The 24,157-nt window shown below is 67.2% G+C and carries 20 protein-coding genes; 2 read left to right on the top strand and 18 right to left on the bottom strand.

Annotation, left to right across the window (positions count from 1 at the left end; translation table 11 throughout):
* Nucleotides 1-109: 109 nt before the first annotated feature.
* The 4 genes from tpiA to EF834_RS09670 form a co-directional block, all read right to left on the bottom strand.
* Entirely contained in the window at nt 110-895 is a 786-nt protein-coding gene (tpiA, locus tag EF834_RS09655) for a triose-phosphate isomerase (RefSeq protein WP_127946997.1), read from the bottom strand.
* Between the two features lie 3 nt (nt 896-898).
* Entirely contained in the window at nt 899-2,164 is a 1,266-nt protein-coding gene (locus EF834_RS09660) for a phosphoglycerate kinase (protein WP_127946998.1), read from the bottom strand.
* A 14-nt stretch (nt 2,165-2,178) separates the two neighbouring features.
* Nucleotides 2,179-3,198, bottom strand: coding sequence for a type I glyceraldehyde-3-phosphate dehydrogenase (gap, locus tag EF834_RS09665; RefSeq protein WP_127946999.1), 1,020 nt, complete (start codon nt 3,196-3,198; stop codon nt 2,179-2,181).
* A gap of 424 nt (nt 3,199-3,622) precedes the next feature.
* The gene (locus EF834_RS09670) at nt 3,623-4,069 is read right to left on the bottom strand and encodes a hypothetical protein (RefSeq protein WP_127947000.1); all 447 of its coding nucleotides are present in this window, start codon (nt 4,067-4,069) and stop codon (nt 3,623-3,625) included.
* Nucleotides 4,070-4,633: 564 nt separating this feature from the next.
* Between EF834_RS09670 and EF834_RS09675 the strand changes: the two genes are divergently transcribed.
* Entirely contained in the window at nt 4,634-5,509 is an 876-nt protein-coding gene (locus tag EF834_RS09675) for an amidohydrolase family protein (protein ID WP_127947001.1), read from the top strand.
* An 18-nt stretch (nt 5,510-5,527) separates the two neighbouring features.
* On the opposite strand, the gene whiA is transcribed toward EF834_RS09675, so the two are convergent.
* From whiA to EF834_RS09735, 12 genes are all read right to left on the bottom strand, one after another.
* The gene (gene whiA, locus EF834_RS09680) at nt 5,528-6,505 is read right to left on the bottom strand and encodes a DNA-binding protein WhiA (protein ID WP_206615245.1); all 978 of its coding nucleotides are present in this window, start codon (nt 6,503-6,505) and stop codon (nt 5,528-5,530) included.
* Nucleotides 6,502-7,611, bottom strand: coding sequence for a gluconeogenesis factor YvcK family protein (locus EF834_RS09685; protein ID WP_127947003.1), 1,110 nt, complete (start codon nt 7,609-7,611; stop codon nt 6,502-6,504). The genes whiA and EF834_RS09685 overlap by 4 nt, the downstream gene beginning before the upstream one ends.
* Nucleotides 7,608-8,474 carry an RNase adapter RapZ gene (gene rapZ / locus EF834_RS09690; RefSeq protein WP_127947327.1) on the bottom strand — a complete coding sequence of 289 codons (867 nt, stop codon included), beginning with the start codon at nt 8,472-8,474 and terminating at the stop codon, nt 7,608-7,610. Before rapZ ends, EF834_RS09685 begins: the two co-directional genes overlap by 4 nt.
* 29 nt (nt 8,475-8,503) lie before the next feature.
* Nucleotides 8,504-10,645, bottom strand: coding sequence for an excinuclease ABC subunit UvrC (uvrC, locus tag EF834_RS09695; protein ID WP_127947004.1), 2,142 nt, complete (start codon nt 10,643-10,645; stop codon nt 8,504-8,506).
* A 50-nt stretch (nt 10,646-10,695) separates the two neighbouring features.
* Nucleotides 10,696-11,157 (bottom strand): PH domain-containing protein, encoded by a 462-nt coding sequence (locus EF834_RS09700; protein WP_127947005.1) that lies wholly within the window; start codon nt 11,155-11,157, stop codon nt 10,696-10,698.
* Entirely contained in the window at nt 11,154-11,651 is a 498-nt protein-coding gene (ribH, locus tag EF834_RS09705) for a 6,7-dimethyl-8-ribityllumazine synthase (protein ID WP_127947006.1), read from the bottom strand. Before ribH ends, EF834_RS09700 begins: the two co-directional genes overlap by 4 nt.
* A complete protein-coding gene (locus EF834_RS09710; protein WP_127947007.1) occupies nt 11,648-12,895 on the bottom strand; it encodes a bifunctional 3,4-dihydroxy-2-butanone-4-phosphate synthase/GTP cyclohydrolase II in 1,248 nt (415 codons plus the stop codon). The genes ribH and EF834_RS09710 overlap by 4 nt, the downstream gene beginning before the upstream one ends.
* A gap of 98 nt (nt 12,896-12,993) precedes the next feature.
* Nucleotides 12,994-13,614 (bottom strand): riboflavin synthase, encoded by a 621-nt coding sequence (locus tag EF834_RS09715; RefSeq protein WP_127947008.1) that lies wholly within the window; start codon nt 13,612-13,614, stop codon nt 12,994-12,996.
* An 84-nt stretch (nt 13,615-13,698) separates the two neighbouring features.
* Nucleotides 13,699-14,718 carry a bifunctional diaminohydroxyphosphoribosylaminopyrimidine deaminase/5-amino-6-(5-phosphoribosylamino)uracil reductase RibD gene (gene ribD, locus EF834_RS09720; RefSeq protein ID WP_268960983.1) on the bottom strand — a complete coding sequence of 340 codons (1,020 nt, stop codon included), beginning with the start codon at nt 14,716-14,718 and terminating at the stop codon, nt 13,699-13,701.
* A gap of 10 nt (nt 14,719-14,728) precedes the next feature.
* Nucleotides 14,729-15,412 carry a ribulose-phosphate 3-epimerase gene (gene rpe / locus EF834_RS09725; protein WP_127947009.1) on the bottom strand — a complete coding sequence of 228 codons (684 nt, stop codon included), beginning with the start codon at nt 15,410-15,412 and terminating at the stop codon, nt 14,729-14,731.
* Between the two features lie 10 nt (nt 15,413-15,422).
* Nucleotides 15,423-17,798 carry a glycoside hydrolase family 65 protein gene (locus EF834_RS09730; protein ID WP_127947010.1) on the bottom strand — a complete coding sequence of 792 codons (2,376 nt, stop codon included), beginning with the start codon at nt 17,796-17,798 and terminating at the stop codon, nt 15,423-15,425.
* A 120-nt stretch (nt 17,799-17,918) separates the two neighbouring features.
* Nucleotides 17,919-18,920, bottom strand: a complete 1,002-nt coding sequence (locus EF834_RS09735; protein ID WP_127947329.1) for a zinc-binding alcohol dehydrogenase family protein — start codon at nt 18,918-18,920, stop codon at nt 17,919-17,921.
* Nucleotides 18,921-19,183: 263 nt separating this feature from the next.
* On the opposite strand from EF834_RS09735, the gene EF834_RS09740 reads away from it, so the two are divergent.
* Nucleotides 19,184-21,565 carry a phosphoketolase family protein gene (locus EF834_RS09740; RefSeq protein WP_127947011.1) on the top strand — a complete coding sequence of 794 codons (2,382 nt, stop codon included), beginning with the start codon at nt 19,184-19,186 and terminating at the stop codon, nt 21,563-21,565.
* Between the two features lie 15 nt (nt 21,566-21,580).
* Here EF834_RS09740 and EF834_RS09745 read toward each other — a convergent pair whose 3' ends face one another.
* Nucleotides 21,581-23,062, bottom strand: coding sequence for an RsmB/NOP family class I SAM-dependent RNA methyltransferase (locus tag EF834_RS09745; RefSeq protein WP_127947012.1), 1,482 nt, complete (start codon nt 23,060-23,062; stop codon nt 21,581-21,583).
* Nucleotides 23,059-23,985 carry a methionyl-tRNA formyltransferase gene (gene fmt, locus EF834_RS09750; RefSeq protein ID WP_127947013.1) on the bottom strand — a complete coding sequence of 309 codons (927 nt, stop codon included), beginning with the start codon at nt 23,983-23,985 and terminating at the stop codon, nt 23,059-23,061. Before fmt ends, EF834_RS09745 begins: the two co-directional genes overlap by 4 nt.
* Nucleotides 23,986-24,157: the final 172 nt, after the last annotated feature.

The raw sequence follows: 24,157 nt of genomic DNA on the forward strand, positions 1-24,157 counted from the left end.
TCTCGGCGGTACGGAACGCGAAAAGCGGGGCACCCGACTTCACGGTCGTGGCGCCCCGCCTTCGCTCAGTCGACTTTGCCACCCGTCACGGCAGCAACATCGGCCGTTGTCACGGCAGCGGCCCGCCGGCGGCGATCGCCGACAGGGTCGCGAACTCGTCCGCCTTCAGCGATGCGCCACCCACAAGGGCACCGTCCACGTCGCTCTGGTTGACGATCTCCCCGACGTTCTTGGCATTCACCGAACCGCCGTACAGCACGCGGACACCGGCGGCAACCTCCGGAGAAGCGAGCCGGGCCAACTCCTCACGTACCGCCTTGCAGACCTCCTGCGCGTGGGCGGCGGAGGCCACCTTGCCGGTACCGATGGCCCACACGGGTTCGTAGGCGACAACGATCTTGGAGATGTCTTCGGCCGACAGCCCTGCCAGCGAGCCCCGGAGTTGCGCGATGTTGTACTCCACGTGCTCACCCGCCACGCGGACGTTTAGACCCTCGCCGATGCACACGATCGGGGTGAGCCCGTTCTTCAGCGCGGCCTTCGTCTTGGCGAGCACGATCTCGTCGGACTCGCCGAACAGCGTGCGCCGTTCGGAGTGGCCGACAACGACGAACGTGCAGCCCAGTTTGGCCAGCATCGAACCGCTGACCTCACCTGTGTAGGCGCCGGAGTCGTGCGGCGAGACGTCCTGGGCACCGTAGGTGAGGAGCAGTTTGTCGCCCTCGACCAGTGTCTGCACGCTGCGCAGGTCGGTGAACGGCGGAATCACCGTCACGTCGACCCTCTCGAAGTACTTCGCGGGCAGCGAGAACGCGATCTTCTGCACCAGCGCAATGGCCTCGAGGTGGTTGAGGTTCATCTTCCAGTTGCCGGCGATCAAAGGCTTGCGTGCCATGCCTCAGCCCTCCTGCGCGCGATCTTCGAGGGCCGCCCCACTCTCGAGAGCGCTGATGCCAGGTAGGGTCTTGCCCTCGAGGTACTCGAGGGACGCGCCACCACCGGTCGAGATGTGCGAGAAACCGTCCTCAGGCAAGCCCAGCAAGCGGACGGCCGCCGCCGAGTCGCCACCACCGACGACGCTGAACCCGCCCTTCCCGGTGGCCTCGATGATCGCCTCGGCGACACCCTTGGTTCCCGCCGAGAACTTCTCGAACTCGAACACGCCCATGGGGCCGTTCCAAAACACGGTCTTGGCGCCCGACAGGATCGCGGCGAAACGCTTCACCGATTGCGGACCGATGTCCAGACCCATCCAGCCGTCCGGAATGTCCAGCGCGGAAACCGTTTTCGACTCGGCGTCGGCCGAGAACGAGTCGGTGACCACCACGTCGCGCGGGATGTGAATGACGTCCGCGTACCGCTCGAGCAGTCCCTTGCAGGTGTCGATCATCTCTTCCTGCAGGAGGGAGGCGCCGACCGGCACCCCTTGCGCCGCAAGGAAGGTGAAGCACATGCCGCCGCCGATGACCAGGGTGTCGACCTTGGGGGCCAATGCCTCGATCACCGCGAGCTTGTCCGACACCTTCGAACCACCCAGCACCACCGCATAGGGGCGCTCGGGATTGTCCGTCAGCCTCGCCAACACGTCGACCTCGGCCGCGACCAGTGTGCCTGCGTAGTTGGGGAGCAGTTTCGCGACGTCGTAGACCGACGCCTGCTTGCGGTGCACCACTCCGAAGCCGTCGGAAACGAAGGCGCCGTCACCGTCCACGAGGTCGACGAGTGCTCTGGCGAGAGCTTCGCGCTCGGCATCGTCCTTGCTGGTCTCACGCGGATCGAAACGTATGTTCTCCAGCAGGAGCACATCGCCGTCCGTCAGGCCCTCGGAGCGTGCCAGCGCATCCTGCCCGACCACGTCGCCGGCGAGTTGCACGTTGCGGCCGAGCACCTCGCCGAGCTTCGCCGCAACCGGGGCCAGCGACAGCGCCGGATCGGGCTCGCCCTTGGGGCGGCCGAGGTGTGCCATGACGATGACCTTGGCGCCGGCCTCGGCGAGCGCCGAGATGGTAGGCGCCGACGCGACGATGCGACCAGGGTCGGTAATCGCACCGCCATCCAGCGGGACATTGAGGTCCGACCGCACCAACACGGTGCGACCCTCGACGCCCTCGTCCAGTAGGTCCTTCAACGTCCTGACAGGAGCAGATCCTGCGGGCGCAGTCACGGGTTCCACTCCCCTCAGAGGGACTTGGCGACGAGGCCGATGAGGTCGACGAGACGGTTGGAGTAGCCCCACTCGTTGTCGTACCAGGACACGATCTTGGCCTGATCGTCGATGACCTTGGTCAGGCCGGCGTCGAAGATCGACGAGTGCGGGTCGGTCACGATGTCCGACGACACGATGGGCGCCTCGGTGTACTTGAGGATGCCCTTGAGCGGGCCCTCCGCGGCAGCCTTCATCGCGGCGTTGATGTCGGCCACGGAAGCAGACTTGCGCAGGTCAGCGGTGAGGTCGGTGACCGAACCGGTGGGGATCGGAACTCGCAGCGCATAGCCGTCGAGCTTGCCCAGCAGCTGCGGGAGGACCAGGCCGATGGCCTTGGCGGCACCGGTGCCGGTCGGAACGACGTTCAGGGCCGCGGCACGGGCGCGACGAAGGTCCTTGTGGGGACCATCCTGCAGGTTCTGATCCTGCGTGTACGCGTGAACCGTGGTCATCAGGCCCTTCTCGATGCCGAACTCGTCATCGAGAACCTTGGCGATCGGGCCGAGGCAGTTGGTGGTGCACGACGCGTTGGAGATGATGTTCTGGCTGCCGTCGTACTTGTCGTCGTTGACGCCCATCACGATTGTGATGTCCTCGTCGGTGGCCGGCGCCGAGATGATGACCTTCTTGGCACCCGCGTCGAGGTGGCCCTTGGCCTTCGCGGCGTTGGTGAAGATTCCCGTGGACTCGACGACGACGTCGACACCCAGGTCGCCCCACGGCAGCGCCGCCGGGCCTTCCTTGACCTCGAGGGCCTTGATCCTGGTCTCGCCGACGACGATGGTGTCATCGCCGTCGAGCGACACGTCGTGCGGCAGACGACCCAGGATCGAGTCGTACTTGAGCAGGTGAGCCAGACTCGCGTTATCCGTGAGGTCGTTGACTGCCACGATCTCGATGTCGGTCGTGCCGAGCGCCTTCTGCGCATCAACCGCCCTGAAGAAGTTTCGTCCGATACGACCGAAGCCGTTGATGCCTACCCGGACAGTCACAATTAGCTCCTTTGCCCATCTACTCTGTTGTGCCAGTTTGCGCCCGCACAAAATCCCGCGGGCACGTTGATGCCCACGACGATCGAACCGAAACGCGGGATTCCTCGGTCGATGTGGCTCCACACTAGTGCGCCTGCCCACACCACTGCTCATCTGACCCTGCCACCGAGTCCGGGAGCGATTTCCGACGGGTGAAGTGAGACCGTTTCGCGATCTGGTTGCAGCACCCCGGTGCGTTGATCAAGCGATTGACGGGAACGTTGCTGCCGACGGCGCAGTGTCGGCCCGACGGCGCAGTACTGCCGGCGGCGCGTAGGTATGCAGCCGCTCCGCGCCGTACATCTAGCCCAGGCCGTCACCCAGCTGACCAAAGACGCGCTACTGCCCCGGCCCGAGTGGGACCGGGGCAGCAGCTCGCTACCACTCAGGGTATGGCGAAGAACTCCTCAACTGCGGGCCGTGCATTCGGATTTCCCTCATCGATACCGATGACAGCACCCGCAATTGTGCCGACGACCGTGCCGACAATGCAGCCGGCGAACATGTTCGGGAAGATCGACACGCACCCCACAAGCATGCCCACGTTGGCACCGATCAGCACGGCGGTCATGCCCCCGTTGTTCCAGCCGATATTGAGCTCGTTGGTCATGTCGTCGAAGGCGTCCTGCTTGGCATCGTTGCCCGGGAAGAGTTGCTCGGCCGCCTGACTGTTGCCCTCGGGGGTCGGGGTCAGCAAGGGCTGAGACCAGTCGATTTCCTGGGGTGCAGGATCGGCTCCCTGAGGTGCGGGTTCGGCGTGCGCCGTTGCAGCACCGACGACCACCGCGCAGGCGACCAATACGGACAACGTCAAACTTCTGAAGAGTTTCATCGAATTCCCACCATGTCGTAGTGCGAACACGGACCTCACCTGAGCCCACCGAACATCTTGTGCGTGGACCATATTCGCTGGAAACCGAACGGTTACATGAATATGTGGGTGCGCAGTGATGCTCCCCGTGTCGCAGCTAAGTCATAGGCCTCCCGGAATCGCTTCCCGCAGTGACACAGCACCATCTGGGGCCCGCCGCAGTTACTCGACCGCTAGAGCGCCCGTAACCCGCCTTCTCTCGAACATCTTCCCTCGTAGGTATCTCAATTTTCGGTATTTCCGCGAATCGCCTGTGAAATGAGGTACCCGACTCGAACTGCGCAGTCAGACGGTAGAAACGCCAGAACCCGGAATTCTTCGATCGGCAGAATGTCCATGTTGCCGAAACCGGCGCGGTAGACCTCGGGAAGCGCGGGCATCTGGACGGTGGCAGCAACCAAGTGGCGTTCCGTTGGCGCGGGGTAGGCGAACCGCCCGGTACCGAGCTCGAGGAGGCGCGTACGTTGTTCTGAACCGCCTCGTCGTCGAGAGAGACGAGTCGAATGAAGTGTAGAAGGAGAACCGGTGTCCGAGGATCCACACGTGCAAGAGTTCTGGCGCAGTCTGGGGCTGCCCGGAATCATTGACGTGCACACCCATTTCATGCCCGCGAACGTAATGGAGAAGGTGTGGAGCTACTTCGATTCGGCCGGGCCGCTCACCGGCCGTCCTTGGCCGATTCGCTACCGACACGATGAGGATGTCCGCATCGAACAACTCCGCAGGTTCGGTGTTCGACGCTTCACGTCGATGATTTATCCGCACAAGCCGGACATGGCTGCGTGGCTGAACCAATGGTCGGCTGAGTTCGCGGCACACACACCCGACTGCCTGCGGACATCAACGTTCTACCCGGAGAAGTCCGCGGCGTCCTACGTAGCGGAAGCGATCGAGTCGGGTACTCGGGTCTTCAAGTCGCATATCCAGGTAGGCGACTATTCTCCCAACGACCCGCTCCTCGACCCGGTATGGGGACTGCTCGAGGAGTCCGGGGTCCCCATCGTCATCCACTGCGGCTCCGGCCCTGCACCCGGCAAATACACTGGTCCTGAGCCGATCTCCGAGTTGCTGGCGAGGTACCCAGGATTGCCTCTGATCATCGCCCACATGGGCCTGCCTGAGTATCGGGATTTCCTGGAGCTGACTGCGAAATATCCCAACGTCTACCTCGATACGACCATGGCGTTCACCGATCACTCCGAAGAACTATCGCCCTTTCCACGTGATCAGGTCTATCGACTGGAAGACCTGCAGGAGCGCATCGTGTTCGGCAGCGACTTCCCCAACATTCCGTATCCGTACCTGGACGGGCTCGAGGGGCTTACCCGATTCGACCTCGGTGACGCGTGGTTGCGGGCGGTGTGCCACGACAACGCGGCCCGGCTGTTCTCGGTCGAGTGACTCGCCCGTTCGGAGTGCTCACGCCTCGTCGAGCAACTCCGGGGTGACCGCAGACTCGGTGTCGGGGATTCCGAGCTCCTTGGCCTTGCGATCCGCAGTGGACAGCAGCCGGCGGATCCGGCCCGCCACCGCATCCTTGGTCATCGGCGGGTCGGCGAGCTGCCCCAGTTCCTCGAGTGACGCCTGACGGTGCTTGACGCGCAGCGTGCCGGCCGCCGCGAGATGGTCCGGGACGTCTTCGCCGAGGATCTCGAGGGCACGCTCCACGCGTGCCGCGGCGGCGACGGCCGCGCGCGCCGAACGCCGCAGGTTGGCATCGTCGAAGTTCGCGAGCCGGTTTGCCGTCGCCCGCACCTCGCGCCGCATGCGGCGCTCCTCCCACGTCAAGCGAGTGTCCTGCGCACCCATCCGAGTGAGCAGGGCACCGATCGCCTCACCATCGCGCACGACTACGCGGTCGGTGCCACGGACCTCGCGGGCCTTGGCTGTGATGCCGAGCCGCCTTGCGGCTCCGACAAGAGCGAGCGCCGCCTCGGTGCCGGGGCAACTGATCTCGAGCGCTGAGGAACGACCGGGTTCGGTCAGGGATCCGTGAGCCAGGAACGCCCCCCTCCATGCCGCCTCGGCGTCGCCGACACTGCCGCCGACGACGTGGGCAGGGAGTCCGCGAACCGGCCGCCCCCGCATGTCGAGCAGCCCGGTCCGGCGGGCGAGCGCCTCACCATCCTTCGCGACCCGCACCACGTAGCGCGAGCCCCTGCGCAGACCGCTGGCACTGAGAACGTGCACGTCGGAGTGATAGCCGTAGAGGTCGAGAATCTCGCCGCGCAACCGTCGCGCGATCGATCCCAGATCCACTTCGGCCTCGACGACCACGCGACCCCCCACGATGTGCAGGCCGCCCGCGAACCGGAGCAGCGACGACACCTCCGCCCTCCGGCAGCTGACCTGCGTCACCGTGATTCTGCTCAGCTCGTCCTTGACCTCGGCTGTCATTGCCACGAGGCGCTCTCCCTTCCCCCGACCGTCCGTTCCGCAGTGTTGTCATTCCCGCCGCTGTCATTCCCACAGCTGGCATTCCCACGGCCGTCATTCCCACCGTGTACCTCGACCAGCCTGGCCTCCGCCGTCTCGCGCTCGGCGAGACGTTCCAGAACAGCCGCGAGTTTTCCCGCATGATGCTTGTGGGTGCCTTCCTCGGCGACGTCGGCATAGACGACTTGTGCACCGAGTTGTTTCGCTGCGCGACATACGTCGTCACGTTCAGGGCCCGCCGGAACCGACGCCGAATCGACGACTACATGATCCACCCGGAAATCCGGCGCGTGCTGGCACAGCACGTGCAGATGACGCTCGGTGGAGAATCCGGCGGTCTCCCCCAGCTCCGGCGCGAGGTTGAGGATCAGCACCTTCCGTGCCGGCGAGCGCATCATCGTGTCGAGCAACTCAGGGACCAATACGTGTGGAATCACGCTCGTGAACCACGACCCCGGCCCGAGCACGACAACGTCCGCGGCGTCGATCGCCTGGAGTGCATCGGGGCAGGCGGGCGGGTTCGCCGGGAGCAGTCGCACGCGCCGGACCTTGCCGGGCGTCGTGGCGACCGCTACCTGGCCACGGATGCAACGACTGACTCGGGGATCGGATTCGAGCCCGACGACGTCAGCCTCGATCTGGAGCGCGACCGGCGACATGGGCAGCACTCGGCCCTCGACCTCGAGCAGCCGAGCGACCGTATCGAGGGCCTCGACGGGGTCACCCAGGACCTCGGTGAGACCGGCGAGGATCAGGTTGCCGACGGAGTGTCCGGCGAGCGCGCCGGTACCGCCGAAGCGATGCTGGACAGCGTCGGTCCACGACTGGACGCGAGGTTCGCGTGCTGCCAATGCGGCCAGCGCCATCCGCAGGTCGCCGGGTGGGATGACCCCGAGTTCGTTGCGCAGTCGACCCGAGGATCCGCCGTCGTCGGCGACAGTTACCACCGCTGTGACGTCCGAACTCAGTCGCCGAACCGCGCTGAGCGTCGCGTACAGGCCGTGGCCGCCGCCGAGCGCGACGATTCGGGGCACACGACCGATTCCGCTGCGTCGCTCGTCGCTCATTCGCGCCCCACATCGCGGTGGACGACACGGACGGCGAGGCCGGCCTGCATCCGCAGTCGTCCCGCGAGCGCCTCCGACATGGCGACGCTGCGATGCTTGCCGCCGGTGCACCCGACCGCGATCGTCATATAGCGCTTTCCCTCCCGGCGGTATCCCGCCGTCGTCAGCTCCAGCAGGCGCAGATAGGTGCCGAGGTACTCATCGGCTCCGTCCCGGGACAGCACGTAGTCCCGTACCGGCTCCTCCAGTCCGGTGTGCACACGCAATTCCGGGATCCAGTATGGATTCGGCAGGAACCTGACGTCGCACACCACGTCCGCGTCCATCGGAAGCCCGTGTTTGAATCCGAAAGACTGCACCGTGACCTGGATCTCGCCGCTGGACTCGCCACCGAACGCGGTCTCGATCTTCTCGCGTAGCTCGCGAACCGCGAGGGACGACGTGTCGACAACGAGGTCGGCGGCGGCTCGCACTTGGGCCAGGCTCGCGCGCTCAGCAGCGATCCCGTCGGACAGGGTGCCTTCTTTGCTGTCACTCTGCAGCGGGTGACTGCGTCGCACGTGCTCGAAGCGACGGATCAGCACCGAATCGTTCGCTTCGAGGAACAGCACCCGCATCTGTACGGGCATCTCCTCGAGCTCGGCGACGACTCGCCCGAGATCGCCCGAGAACGGCCGGCTGCGGACGTCGAGCACAACGGCGAGCCGGCGGATCGGTGGATCGGATTCGACGCCGAGGTCGACCATGCGTGTGATCAGTTCGGGTGGCAGATTGTCGACGACGTACCATCCGAGATCCTCAAGGACCTTCGCGGCCGTGCTGCGCCCCGCTCCCGACAAGCCCGTGACGAGCGCGACCTCCATGCCGCCCTCGTCCCGCTTCAGCTGGTCGTTCACTCGCGACTCTGTCCTGTTCGTTCTGGTGCGCCCATGCCCGTCACATCATCCCCTACTGTCGGCTCTCGCGCAGTCACATCCGACCCCACGTTATCTTCTGCTTCTGCGCCGCCGAGGGCGGTCAGCACTGCGCGGGCGGTTGCGACGCCGACGCCGGGCACCGCGGTGATCTCCTCGACGGTCGCGTTGCGCAGCCGTGCTACCGACCCGAAGTGTTTGACCAGCGCCGTGCGCCGCGCCTGCCCGAGACCTCGGACCGAATCCAGCGCGGACGCCGTCATCCGGCGCGACCGCTTGCTGCGGTGGAACGTGATCGCGAACCGGTGTGCCTCGTCGCGGACTCGCTGCAGCAGGTAGAGCGACTCGCTGGTCCGAGGCAGGATCACCGGGTCCTCCTCGCCCGGCACCCACACCTCCTCGAGGCGCTTGGCCAGGCCGATGACCGCGACATCGGTGATGCCGAGTTCGTCGAGAACCTCGGACGCCGCCGCGACCTGGGGGGCGCCGCCGTCCACGACGAAGAGATTCGGCGGGTAGGCGAACTTGCGCGGCCGACCGGTCTGCGGGTCGAGCGCCGATTCCGGCGAGAGATCGCCGCCGTCGCCATCCATCGCACCCCCGGTTGCACCATCGCGGTTGTGTCGCAGGAACCGGCGGCGGGTCACCTCCGCAATGCTCGCGACGTCGTCGCTGTGACCGTCGCCGGCCGCCTCTTTGATGGCGTAATGCCTGTAGTCGGACTTGCGCGGAAGTCCGTCCTCGAACACGACGAGCGAGGCGACGACGTCGGTTCCCTGCACGTGGCTGATGTCGACGCATTCGATTCGCAGCGGCGCGGAATCGAGGTCAAGCGCTTCCTGGATGCCTTGCAGAGCTGCCGATCGTGACGTGAAGTCGCCGGCGCGCTTCATCTTGTGTTGAGCCAGTGCTTCTTTTGCGTTCCGCTCGACCGTCTCGGCGAGTGCCTTCTTGTCGCCGCGCTGTGGTACCCGCAGCTTCACCGCCGATCCGCGTAGCGTCGAGAGCCAGTTCTGGATCTCGACGGTGTTGCGAGGCAACACGGGCACCAGGACCTCGCGGGGAACGGTGTTGGCCGGTTCGGACTGGCCCGCCGCGGCGTCGAGCGCAGCCTGCTCGCCGTAGAACTGGGTGAGGAACTGTTCGACCAGGATCGCTAGTTCGGTGTCCGGTCCGGTGTCACCTCCCGCCTCAGAAGAGTCGGCGGTGTCCTCGAGTACGGCATCACGTTCGATCACGTCGCCGGCCTTCTCGACCACCCAGCCACGCTGACCGCGCACACGACCGCCGCGGACGTGGAAGACCTGCACGGCGACCTCGAGCTCGTCGGACGCGAACGCCACCAGGTCGGCGTCGGTGCCGTCACCGAGGACGACGGCCTGCTTCTCGAGCGCCTTCTTCAGCGCGCCGACGTCGTCGCGCAGGCGCGCTGCGGTCTCGAAGTCGAGCTCCTCGGCCGCCTCCTGCATCCGTGCCTCTAGTTGGCGTACGAATCGGTCGGTCCGACCGGCGAGGAAGTCGCAGAAGTCCGCGACGATCTGCCGGTGTTCGTCCGCGGTCACCCGGCCCACGCACGGGGCCGAGCACTTGTCGATGTAGCCGAGCAGGCAGGGCCGTCCGATCTGATTGTGTCGCTTGAATACTCCCGCCGCGCAGGTGCGGGCCGGGAAGACCCGCAGTAGCAGGTCGAGCGTCTCCCGGATGGCCCACGCGTGCGAGTAGGGACCGAAGTACCGAACACCCTTACGGCGAGGTCCGCGATAGACGAACAGTCGCGGGAACTCCTCGTTCAGCGTCACTGCGAGCACCGGGTACGTCTTGTCGTCGCGGTAGCGGACGTTGAACCGCGGATCGAACTCCTTGATCCAGTTGTACTCGAGCTGGAGCGCCTCGACCTCGGTGCGGACGACGGTCCACTCGACACTGCCTGCAGTGGTGACCATCTGTCGGGTCCGTGGATGCAGCGACGAGACGTCGGCGAAGTACGAGCCCAGCCGCGAACGAAGGCTCTTCGCTTTGCCTACGTAGATGACCCGCCCGTGCGGATCGCGGAATTTGTAGACCCCCGGCTCCACCGGGATGGTTCCGGGCGCGGGACGATACGTCGAAGGATCAGGCACGATTCAAGGCTAGTCGGCGATGCCGACGGTACTCATTCGATGCGCGAGACTCATTCGGTGCGCGAGCCGGTGTACTTCGCCTCGAGTTCGCGGAACCTACGGACTGCATGGACAGCGTGGTCGCCGTCATTGAGTTGGATCGCCATCACCGGCACGTATTCGTCGTCCGGCAGCTCGATACGCGCCCACGGGGCACCCTCGGGAAACGACAGACCCCGGTCCAAATCCCAATCCACGACACGCTCACCGAGAACATTGCGCACGCCGATGCCCCGAGGGCCCACTCGCAGCCGCGGCCGGGTCAACATCAGGACCCCACCTGCCAGCAGGAGCCCGATGGCAGCCATCGCGAACTGGTCGATCGTACGGAAGTAGACGCCCGTGGCGGACGTCCGCAGCAGCAGCGCCAGGACGACGTGCACGATCACCAGGACGCCGGCGGCGACCATCGCGTATCGCGCCGACTTCTTCGATCGGACCTCGAAATCCCACTCGTCGCGGTGATCGCTCATCGAGGCGTCGACCCCGTCGACTTGCGTCGTAGCTCGGACAGCGTGACAGCGGCATCGATCGCCGCGGCACACGCCTCACCGCCCTTGTCTTCGACCGACCCGGGCAACCCCGCCCGGTCGAGTGCCTGCTGCTCGTTGTCGGTGGTGAGCACTCCGTTTCCGACGGGCGTCGACTCGTCGAGGGAGACCCTGGTCAAGCCCGCGGTCACCGCGTCGCACACATACTCGAAGTGCGGCGTGCCGCCGCGGATCACGACGCCGAGCGCCACGACGGCGTCGTGCGACCTCGCGAGTTCCTGTGCAACAACTGGCAGTTCGATCGCGCCGGCAACCCGGACGAGTGTCGGCTCGTCGATCTGTGCCTGCTTGGCGACACGCTTGGCACCGGCGATCAGCGCCTCGCTGATCTCCGGGTGCCACTGGCCCGCCACGATTGCCAGTTCGAGGCCCTTCGCCATTCCGAGTTGCAGGTCGGGGCGTCCGACCCCGCTCACAGCGCGTCCCCGCGCTCGAACTCGTCGAGACCGATCAGGTCGTGACCCATGCGGTCACGTTTGGTGCGGAGGTAGGTGAGGTTCTCGGCATTGGCACGCAGCGGCATCGCGACCCGCTCGGTTATCTGCAGCCCGTAGCCGTCCAGGCCTACCCGCTTGGCGGGGTTGTTGGTCAGCAGGCGCATCGACCTGATGCCGAGGTCGACGAGGATCTGCGCGCCGATGCCGTAGTCCCGCGCATCGGCGGGCAAGCCCAGCTGCAGGTTCGCATCGACCGTGTCGGAGCCGGCGTCCTGGAGCTGGTAGGCCTGCAGCTTGTGCATCAGGCCGATGCCCCGGCCCTCGTGGCCACGCATGTACAGGACCACACCGCGGCCCTCTTGCGCGACCATGTCGAGCGCCGCGTCGAGCTGTGGGCCGCAATCGCAGCGAAGCGAGCCGAACACGTCACCGGTGAGACACTCGGAGTGCACGCGAACGAGCACCTCACGGCCGTCGTCGGAGGCGATGTTGCCCCGGACGAGGGCGACGTGCTCGACGTCGTCGTAGATGCTGCGGTATCCCACGGCTGTGAATTCGCCGTGCCGCGTGGGGATCCGGGCCTCGGCGACGCGCACGACATGCTTCTCGTGCTTGCGACGCCACGCGATCAGGTCGGCGATCGAGATCATGGCCAGGCCGTGGTCGTCGGCGAACACACGCAGCTCGTCGGTCTTGGCCATGTGGCCCTCGTCCTTCTGGCTGACGATTTCGCAGATCACACCGGCCGGTCGCAGATCCGCCATGCGGGCCAGGTCGACGGCGGCCTCGGTGTGGCCCGGACGACGCAGGACGCCCCCCTCCTTAGCCCGCAACGGCACAACGTGGCCGGGACGGGTGAAGTCCTGGGCGCCGGTGGTCGGGTCGGCCAGCAGACGCATCGTCGCGGCCCGGTCCGACGCCGAGATGCCGGTGCCGATTCCGTCACGAGCATCGACCGTGACCGTGTACGCGGTGCCGTGTTTGTCCTGGTTGGTCGCATACATCGGCGGGAGACCGAGCCGGTCACAATCCTCGCCGTCGAGGGGGACACACAGGTAGCCAGAGGTGTAGCGCACCATGAACGCCACGAGTTCAGGAGTGGCCTTTTCCGCTGCGAAGATGAGGTCGCCCTCGTTCTCGCGGTCTTCGTCATCGACGACCACGACCGCCTTACCTGCGGCGATGTCGGCGACTGCGCGCTCGATGCTGTCGAACCTGGTCACGTGTTTGGGCTCCAAAATCTTGAACGGCTCTGCTCGAGTATGCCCCGGTGCATCCGCTCGGGTGCAACTCAACAGTACGGCCCGTCGATTCCCGATCGTTATTCCGGCTGTCGGCCGGCGGCGTAGTGCAGGCGTTCGACGTACTTCGCGATGACGTCGACCTCGAGGTTGACCGGGGTCCCCGGTTCCGCTGTACCGAGGGTGGTGAGCGCGAGGGTCGTCGGGATCAGGGAGATTTCGAAGTACTCGTCACCGGGCTCGCCGCCGAGCGCGGACACCGTCAGCGAGACGCCGTCGACCGTGATCGAGCCCTTCTCCACTACATACCGCGACACGCTGGACGGCAGCGAGATCCTCACCACAGTCCAGTTCTCCGACGGATTTCGCGACATGACCGTGCCGACGGTGTCGACATGCCCCTGGACGATGTGCCCCCCCAAGCGGCTGTCGACCGCCGCCGCTCGTTCGAGATTGACGCGGCTGCCGACCTGGAGGGTTCCGAGACTCGATCGCTGGAGGGTCTCGTGCATCACGTCCGCGGTGAACACCCCACCGTCGAGCACCTCGACGACCGTCAGGCAGACGCCGTTGACCGCGATCGAGTCGCCGTGGCGGGCGTCGGCGGTGACGATCGGCCCGCGCACGCTGAAGCGCGCCGCGTCCGTCAGGTTCTCCTCGGCGACGACCTCGCCGAGTTCCTCGACGATTCCGGTGAACATGTCTTCGTCTCACTCCTTCATATCCCGGAGCCCGGATCCCGGAGCCGCGGGGTCCTTGACTGCTCCGGCATCACTACTCCGGGATCACTTCTCTGGGATCAGGTTCAACAACAAGTCGTCGCCGATCGTCTCGACGCTCTCCCGCCGAAACCGTAACGCCTCGGAGATGGTCTGCACTCCCGCGTCTTCCACCGCGTGGGATCCTGCGCCCAGCAGCGCAGGCGCGAGGTACGCCTGGATCCGGTCGACCCGTCCGGCGGCGAGGAAGGCGCCTGCCAGCCGCGGTCCGCCCTCGACCAGGACATCGTCCTGGTCCGCCAGCGCGGCAAGTACCTCGTCGATGTCGTGCGTGCGCAGCACCAGGGTCGGTGCCGCGTCGTCGAGGATCTTCGCGGTCGATGGGATCTCTCGAGTCCCCACGACGACGCGCAACGGTTGATGTGACGCGAGCGACCCATCGGGCAGCCGGGCTGTCAGCCACGGGTCGTCCGCGATGACCGTCCCGGTCCCCACGACGATCGCATCGAGGCGCGCGCGGTCGGCGTGCACCCGGGCCCGTGCCTCGGGTCCGGTGATCCACTGGCTCGTACCGTCAGCGGCCGCGCTGCGGCCGTCGATGGTGGCGGCGAACTTCCACGTCACGTGAGGGCGACCATGTCGCTGCCGGTGCAGCCACGCTCGAAGCGGGCCGCGTTCGACATCGGCGGTGAACGGCCCCACGGACACCGCGACACCGGCCGCCCGCAACGTGTCGGCGCCACCAGCGGCCATCGGGTGGGGATCGGGGACGGCATAGTGCACAGCCGCGATTCCCGCATCGACGAGCGCCTGCGCGCAGGGACCGGTCCGGCCATGGTGGTTGCACGGTTCGAGGGTCACCACCGCGGTGCCGCCCCGGGCTCTCTCACCGGCCTCGGCGAGGGCGACGACCTCGGCGTGCGGACCTCCGACCGGATTGGTGGCACCGATGCCGACGATCTCACCGGAGGCGTCGAGGACCACAGCCCCCACGGGAGGGTTGGGGCTGGTGGTCCCTCGTACGCCTTGGGAGGCATCGATCGCGAGTCGCATCGCGGCCTCGTGGGCGCGCGCAGACGAAGTCACGACTGGCTCGTCAGGTCGTCAGCGTCAGGTGTGGGGACGCCTTCGCGGCCTGCCGGCGCAGTCCGGCGACGGCGGCCGCGGGGTCCGCCGCCCCGTAGACCGCCGACCCGGCGACGAAGCAGTCGACACCGGCTTCGGCCGCCTGCTCGATCGTGTCGGCGTTGATACCGCCGTCGATTTCCACGATGAGGCGGAGTTCACCCGCATCCACCAGCTTGCGGGCGGCACGGACCTTGTCGAGGACGCCCGGAATGAACGACTGACCGCCGAAGCCGGGTTCGACGCTCATCACGAGCAGCGTGTCGACGCTCCGGAGAATCTCGAGGTACGGCTCGAGTGGGGTGTTCGGCTTGATGCTCAGGCCCGCCTTGGCGCCGGCGGCACGGATGTCGCGGGCCACGGCGACCGGATCATCGGTGGCCTCGGCATGGAAGGTGACGTTGTGTGCCCCGGCCTCCGCATATGGCGGCGCCCACCGGCCCGGGTCCTCGATCATCAGGTGGCAGTCCAGCGGGATATCGGTGGCCCGCAGCAGGCTCTCGACGACGGGCAGACCGAGCGTCAGGTTCGGTACGAAGTGGGCGTCCATGACGTCCACATGCAGCCAGTCGGCACCGGCGACGGCATCGGCCTCGTCGGCGAGCCGCGCGAAGTCGGCGGACAGAATGGACGGAGCGATCATCGGGGTTGCCACAGAGGTGAGTTTAGTCGGAGGGAGCCGACCTCCCGGCGCTACCGGGGTAGCGCCGGGCCGGTTCGCGGCCCGCGGGTTGCGTCACGATCGGTCCCGCCGGCGGGCGCACGGTCGGCATCACGCGAACCTCGCTACCGCGCAATGTCAGCTCGGTGCCGTCGTGGTACAGGGTCAGCTCGTCGCCTTCGACGAGCCGGTAGCGGGTCTCGTCCGGTCCGATCTCGACCCGCAACTGACACCCGGCCGCCGCGACGCCGAACCCGAGCCTGTCGATGCCTCGCGGGAGGGTCGGCCGGAGCGTAAGCCCCGCCCGCCGCCGTCGCGCGCCTCCGAATCCCTGGACCAGCGCGATCCAGATGCCGGCGAGCGACGCGAGGTGCAATCCGTCGCTCGTGTTGTGCTCGAGATCACGCAGGTCGATCAGCGCGGTCTCACCCAGGTAGTCGTACGCGAGGTCGAGTGCACCGACGTCCGCGGCGACCACCGCCTGGCTGGACGCGGAGAGGGACGAGTCGCGGACCGTCAACCGCTCGTAGTACGAGAAGTTCCGAACCTTTTGCTCCGCGGTGAACGCGTCCGGTACCCATTGCATCGCCAGCACGACGTCGGCCTGCTTGACGACCTGCTTTCGATACAGGTCGAAGTACGGGTAGTGCAGCAGCAGCGGGTAGTGCTCCGGAGGTGTCGCCGCAAAGTCCCACACCTGCCGATCCGTGAACCCGGAGGACTGCGGATGCACGCCGCGGCGCTCGTCGTACGGCACGTACATGCGGTCGGCGGCGGTGCGCCAACCACCGACCTCCTCGTCGGTGACGCCGAGGTCGGGCATTCGGTCGGGGTGGCGTTCGACGACCGCTACCGCAGCGGTGAAGTTCTCCCGGGCCATGAGGTTGGTGTACAGGTTGTTCCGGACGAGTGCGCTGTACTCGTCGGGTCCGGTGACGCCGTCGATACGGAACCTGGCGTCCTCGTCGAAGTAGCCGAGAGAGCGCCAAAGGCGCGCGGTCTCGACGAGGAGATCCAGTCCGATGGTGCGCTCGAATTCGGTGTTTCCGTCCGTCCGCAGGTACCCGATCACGGCCCGCGCGATGGCGGCGTTGACGTGGAACGCGGCCGCGCCGGCCGGCCAGTACCCGCTGCACTCCCTGCCGGTGATGGTCCGCCACGGGAACGCCGCACCAGTCAGGCCGAGTTGGCGTGCGCGTTCCCGTGCCCTGTCCAGGGTCGAGTGGCGCCACCGCAAGGCGTCCGCCACCGCGTGGGGAGCCACGAACGCAAGGACCGGCAGGACGAACATCTCCGAGTCCCAGAATGCGTGTCCGTCGTACCCGCGCCCGGTGAGCCCCTTGGACGCGATCGCAACACCCTCCGCGCGGGCCGACGCCTGCAAGATGTGGAACAGCGCGAACCGTACCGCCTGCTGCACCTCGGGGTCGCCGTCGACGATGACGTCGGCGCGCTCCCAGAATGCGTCCAGGTACTCCCGCTGCTCGGAAACCAGCCCGTCCCAACCACTCTCGTGTGCAAGTGTCAGCTCACCGGCCACTTGGTCCCGCATCGCCGGAGCCGTCCTCCGCGCGGACCAGGCGTGGCTGACGTACTTGACCATCCGCAGGCAGTCACCGGATGCGAGCTTGGACGCGACCGTGACCCGACCCAGGTCCGGATAGCTGTCGGCTTCGACGTGTACGTGCGGGCCGAACACCTCGTGGTCCATCGCGACCGCAATCCGCAGACCGCTCTCCCCGGTCGTGTGGATCAGCTGCACCCCCGTGCCGTGGACGAAGTTCTCCTCGGAGTTCAGGGGCTCCGACAGTACCGCCGCCGCGCGGGGATCCGCTTCCGGTTTGGGCATCGGCTCGTTGGCGACAAGTTCGGACTGCAGCACCACCCTCGCTGGTCCATCCAGCGGTGTCACCTCGTAGCGGATGGCGCCGATGGCACGCTGTGTGAACGAGACCAGCCTGGTCGTGGCCACCCGCACGGTCCGGCCGGCCGGCGAACGCCACTCCACGGTCCGTCGCAGGACCCCGGCTCGCAGGTCCAGTTCCTGCTCGTGTTTCAGGATGTCTCCGCGCCGGACGTCGAACGGTTCGTCATCGACGAGCAGGCGAACGACCTTGCCGTCGGTGATGTTGATGATCGTCTCGCCCGAGTCGGGATAGCCGTACGCCGGTTCGGCGTACGGCATCGGTCGGACCTCGTAGACACCCGCCAGGTAACTGCCCGGCAGCCCGTGCGGATCACCCTCGTCGAGATTGCCCCGCCAGCCGAGGTGCCCGTTGGCGAGAGTGAACAGCGATTCGGTTTGGGCCAACACCCCGAAGTCCAGGCTGGTGGCGCGCAGACTCCAGGGTTCGACGGTGAAGGCAGGGTGGGTTATCACGGCCTCGGTACCTCCCAGTCGCGTGCGGGCCCAGTCACCTCCAGTGCCCAATCACCTACAGGGCCCAATCACCTACAGAGCGGACGGGGCCCCGCAGTTCACGCTAGGACACCGGAGCCGTCACGGCACGAGAACGGCTGCACCGCCGAATACTCCACCGGCCAGGTCCACGAGCGCCCTGTCCGCTGAGTCGAGCGGATACCGGTGGGCGCTCACCCGCAACCGATGCTGTTGCGCTATGCCGAGGAACTCTTTCGCATCCTGCCGAGTGTTCGCGGTGACGCTACGGATCTGGCGTTCACGGAACAGGTGTCGCTCGTAGTTGAGAGCCGGGATGTCGCTGAGGTGGATTCCGGCGAGCGCGAGCGTGCCACCCGCGTCGAGCGCCTCGAGGGCAGGCAACACGAGATCGCCGGCCGGGGCGAACAAGATCGCCGAGTCGAGCGGTTCAGGCGGCGGATCCGAGGCGCCCTGCACCGAAGCCGCACCGAGACTGAAAGCCAACTGACGGGCTTCCTCGCCACGGGTCATCACGTGGACTCGGGCACCTCTGGCGAGCGCGACCTGCGCAGTCAGATGTGCGCTGCCACCGAAACCGTAGATGCCGAGTCGACCGCCGTCGGGCAGGTCCGCCCGCACCAGCGAGCGATATCCGATGATGCCCGCACACAGCAGTGGCGCCAGTTCGACGACCGGGTACCCGGTGGGCAGTTCGAGCGCGTAGTCGGCGGGGACCGTCGTGTATTCGGCGTAACCGCCATCGGCGTCCCACCCGGTGTAGGTCGAGTACGGGCACAGGTTCTCGTCGCCGCGGACGCAGTACCGGCAGTGCCCGCACGTGCCCCGCAGCCACGCGATACCGACGCGCTGACCCACCGCGAACCGTCCGCCCGCTTCCTCCCCCACTCCCACGACCTCGCCGACGATCTCGTGTCCGGGGATCACATTCAGGCGATGCGGCGGCAGGTCGCCCTCCACGACGTGAAGATCGGTCCGGCACACGCCGCATGCCAGCACGCGGACCAACAGATCCTTGCTGGTGGGCCTGGGCAACAGTTCACGTCTCATCTGCAGCGGCCGGTCCGACAACGGCCCGGGCCTCGTTGTCCGCCACGCCCGCATTGTCGTGGTCGGCGTCATGGTTCGCGAGGTCCGCGAGTTTTCCGTCCGCATACCTGGTCCACACTTCGTCGTGGAGCGACTACGCGCCTCGCGCTCGGCACCTCAGGGCGATACCGCTGTCGCTCTCTCCAGGATGCCTGGTTCGACGCGCTCGCAACAAGTGGGAACCGGAGCAACCGGTCACGACTCGCAAAAAGTCTGGCGGCTGACGCCCGGCGCCGCGAGGATGGAGGCACCTTCGCCCGAACGGAGGAGCCAACCAAGTGACGACCAGACCGGACGCCACGAGCGAAGACCTCGACCTGCTTCACCGGTATTGGATGGCGGCCAACTACCTGACGGTCGCGCAGATCTACCTCCGCGACAACGTGCTGTTGCGCAGACCGCTGACGGAACCCGACATCAAGCCACGGCTCCTGGGACACTGGGGAACCAGTCCCGGTCTCTCGCTCGTGTACGTGCATCTGAACCGGCTCATCCGCCGCACGGGCGCAGACATCGTGTACATCGCCGGGCCCGGGCACGGCGGACCGGCCGTCGTCGCGAACACCTATCTGGAGGGCGCGTACTCGCAGCTGTACCCCGACGTCACGCCCGACGAAGCGGGTCTGCGACGGCTGGCCCGACAATTCTCGACGCCTGGGGGGATTCCCAGCCACTCCGGTGTCGAGACCCCCGGGTCGATCAACGAAGGCGGTGAACTCGGCTACTCGCTCGCCCATGCCACCGGCGCGGCGTTGGACAACCCCGATCTGATCGTCGCATGCGTCGTCGGGGACGGCGAGGCGGAGACCGGACCGCTGTCGGGGTCCTGGGAGGCTCCGTCCTTTCTGGACCCGACACGCGACGGCGCCGTTCTGCCGATCCTGCATCTCAACGGGTACAAGATCTCGGGCCCGACGGTGCTGGGCCGGCGCTCGGACGACGAGGTTCTGGCGCTGCTGCACGCACACGGCTGGGATCCCGAGGTGGTCGCCGGGGACGATCCCGTGCAGGTCCACCGGGACCTCGCGGCGGCACTCGATCGTGTCCACACCGCGATCACCAGGATTCGGCGTGACGCTCGCGAGTCGGCAGCGACGGACCGACCGCGGTGGCCGGCGATCGTGCTCCGCACACCCAAGGGCTGGACCGGGCCGGACATCGTCGACGGCCTCGAAGTCGAGGGCACGTTCCGCGCCCACCAGGTTCCGATCGCCGACGTGCGGGCCAACCGCGAGCACCTCCGGATGCTCGAACAGTGGATGCGGTCCTACCGACCAGAGGAGCAGTTCGATCAGCAGGGCCGCCTGCGACCCGAACTGGCCGCCCTGGCACCGAGCGGCGATGCTCGGATGGGTGCGAACCCGCACGGAAACGGCGGACGAGTGTTGCGCGCCCTGACCCTGCCCGCGCCCGAGGGGTACGCGGTCGACGTCCCCACGCCCGGCACGGTCCATCACGAAACCACCCGGCCACTCGGGGAATTCCTCCGAGACGTCTACTCGTCGAACCCCGACAACTTCCGGCTGTTCTGTCCCGACGAGACCAACAGCAACCGCCTGGGCGCCGTCTTCGAGGTCACCAACCGCTGTTTCGTCGGCTCTCTCATTCCTGGCGACGATCACGTCGGGCACCACGGACGGGTGATGGAGGTGCTGTCCGAGCATCTCTGCCAGGGCTGGCTCGAGGGCTACCTGCTCACCGGCCGCCACGGCCTCTTCGCGACGTACGAGGCGTTCGCAATGGTGAGCGCGTCGATGACGATCCAGCACACCAAGTGGCTCGAGCGAGCCCGCTCACTGGGCTGGCGAGCGCCCGTGGCGAGCCTGAACATCCTTTTGACGTCGACCTGCTGGCGCAACGACCACAACGGGTTCTCCCACCAGGGACCGGGGCTGATCGACACTGTGCTGTCCCTGTCGGGAGACGTCACGCGGGTATACCTACCCCCGGACGCGAATTCGCTGCTGATCGTCGCCGAGGAAGTGTTCACCTCCCGCGACCGGGTCAATCTGCTCGTCGTCGACAAGCAGTCGCATCCGCAGTATCTGACGCTCGAGCAGGCGCGGGACCATTTCGCGGCAGGTGCGTCGGTGTGGGACTGGGCCGGCACCGAGAGCTACGACGCCTCCGGGGCGAGGGAACCCGACATCGTCCTGGCGTGCGTCGGCGACGTCCCGACCGAGGAGACGCTCGCTGCCGCGGCACTGCTACGTGGGCACGTCCCGGATCTGCGGGTACGCGTGGTCAACGTGGTCGACCTCATGTCGATGGCGCCACCCGACGCCCACCCGCGCGGGCGCTCGCTCGACGACTTCACCGGACTGTTCACCGAGGACGTCGATGTTGTCGTCGCCTGGCACGGGTACGCCCGCGCGTTCCACCAACTGCTGCACGGGCGGCCCGCCCCGGACCGCTTCCACGTCCGCGGATACACCGAGCAGGGCTCGACCACGACCCCGTTCGACATGGTGGTGCTCAACCACATGAGCCGCTACCACCTGGCGATCGAGGCCTTGCGGCGCAGCCGTCGGGCGCCCGATGGCGCCGCCGACCTTGTCGGCTACTGCGAACGGATGCTCGAACGCCACCACGCCTATGTGCGCGAGCACCTCGAAGACATGCCGGAGGTCCGCAACTGGATCTGGCCCGAATCGGTGTGAGGTCAGCCCCTGGGTTCAGCTGTCCGTGGGTCGCTTCAGGGCCGCCATGAACATGGCATCGGTGCCGCTGCGGTGCGGCCACAACTGGACGCTCGGACCGTCTCCCAGTCCGGGCACACCGGGCACCATCTCGCGGGTGTCGAGCGGGATCGCCCCGTGCCGGCGCACCGCATCGGTGACCACGCCGACAGTCTCCGCGACATGCGGCGAACATGTCGAATAGAGCACCACGCCGCCCGGCCGGACGAGCTTCAACGCCGACTCGAGCAACTCGCGCTGCAACTTCACCAACCCGGCCACATCCGAGGGCTGCCGACGCCATCGAGCCTCCGGACGCCGACGCAGCGCGCCGAGACCAGTACAGGGGGCGTCTACGAGGACGCGGTCGAAGCCACCTCCCAGCCCCGGATCACGGCCGTCCACGACGTGGACGTCGACCGGCAACCCTCGGGTTGTCTTGCGAATCAGGTCGGCGCGCTGCTCGAGCGGTTCGACCGCGTCGACACGCCCGCCCTCGATGTCCGCGAGCGCGCCGAGGAGAGCGGCCTTACCGCCCGGGCCCGCACACAGGTCGAGCCAGCGCCCGCTATCCGGACCGTCGAGTGGCGCGAGCGTCAGCGCCCGCGCCACCAGCTGGCTACCCTCGTCTTGGACACCCGCCAGTCCCTCGCGGACGACGTCGAGCAGGCCTGGGTCGCCGCCGTCGAGATGCACCGCGTACGGCGAATACGGACCGACCTCGCCACCGGTGATGAGCGCGAGTTCTTCCGCGGAGATCTCTCCGGGCCGTGCCACCAGGTGCACCGCCGGGCGTGCGTCGTCGGCGATCAGGGCCTCTTCGAGCTCACCGGCGTCGGCACCGAGAGCATCCGCGAAGGCCTGCGCGATCCATCGCGGGTGGGCGTATCGGAACGCCAGGTGCCCGACTGGGTCGCTGGACACGTCGGGAGCTAGCTCAGCCACCCATTCGTCCTCGGTCTTCTCCGAGACCCGGCGTAGTACGGCGTTGACGAATCCGGCCTGCCCCGGACCCGCCTCGGCTCGCACGAGATCGACCGAGGTCGCGACGGCCGCATGCGGTGCGATCCGAGTACGCAGGAGTTGATAGGCACCGAGTTCGAGGACGTCGAGCAGCGGACCGTCGATCTCCTCGATAGCCCGGCCCGCGCATCGCGCGAGGACGGCATCGAGCAGGCCCCGAGCGCGCGCCGCGCCGTACGTCAGTTCGGTGGCCAGGGCCGCGTCGCGACCCTCGAGCCCCCGCTCCCGAAGAAGTCCCGGTAGAACCAGATTCGCGTACGCGTCACGTTCACGGACCGCCCGCAGCACGTCCCGGGCCGCGCGCCTCGGTTCGTCGACCGGCGCCTGCGCGGAAGCGGGGCGCCCTGCCTGGCGGGGGCGCCTGCTGCGATCGCCCCTACCGCCCTGGCTGTTGGGGCGTCCACCTCGGCGGCCTGTTCCTCCGGACCGCCGTCCTGGTCGCTTCGCCTCGTTCAATGTGCCCGAACCTCTCCGTCGAGGCGGGCCCCACGCGCCCAGTCGAGCGCCGCCATCTGCTTCTTGCCTTGCGGCTGAACCTGTCCGAGCCGGACCGCGGTCGTGGAGGTGCCGACCAAGAAGCCGTTCCTACGGATCTCGATCCGGCCGGGTGGGAGCAGTGTCTCCTCCACAAGAGTCACCGGACCGATCTTGACCCGCAGATCCCCGATCATCGTCCATGCGCCCGGGGCGGGTGTCACCGATCGGATGTGGCGGTGTACCGCGAGAGCGGGTTGGTCCCAACGGATTCGGGCCGATTCGACAGTCATCTTCGGTGCGTGCGAGACACCGTCACGCGGTTGGGGGACAGCATGCAGCGCGCCGTCCTCGACGCCGTCGAGCACGTTCTCGAGCAGCACTGCCCCGCTCTCGGCAAGCCGACCGAGCAGCTCGCCGGCGGTGTCCGTGGTCCGAATCGACTCGGTCACCACCCCGTAGACGGGGCCGGTGTCCATGCCCTCGTCGAGCGCAAACACGGTCGCGCCGGTCATCTCGTCGCCCGCATTGATCGCCGCCTGTACCGGAGCGGCACCGCGCCACGCCGGAAGTAGCGAGAAGTGCAGGTTCATCCACCCGTGGCGCGGGACGTCGAGGATGGCACGGGGCAGCAGATTGCCGTATGCGACGACCGGACAGGCGTCGGGCGCGAGATCTTGCAGCCGAGCAAGGAACTCCGTATCCATCGCAGACTTCGGCGTGAGCACCTCGAGGCCGTGTTCGTCCGCGAGCTGCCCGATCGGCGAACGCACCACCTTTCGGCCACGCCCGGCGACCGCGTCGGGCCTGGTGACCACCGCGACGACCTCATGGCGTTCGGAAGCGATGAGCCGCCGCAGCGACGGCACGGCCGGCTCGGGGGTCCCCGCGAAGACGATCCGCATCAGAGACGGACCTCCACTCGAACGGGACGGGCGGGCGAAGAGTTCACGAGGACGGCTCCCGGTGCGTCGAATCCCGGCGGCGCCGGAAGGGGGTTCATCCACGAGATTCTACGGAGCGCTCCCCTCCCGTTCGGCGCCACCTGCGCCGGTGCGGTGTACGCATCGGACTATC

Origin of the sequence: Rhodococcus spongiicola, assembly GCF_004011835.1 — a bacterium.
Taxonomy (GTDB): Bacteria; Actinomycetota; Actinomycetes; order Mycobacteriales; family Mycobacteriaceae; genus Prescottella; species Prescottella spongiicola.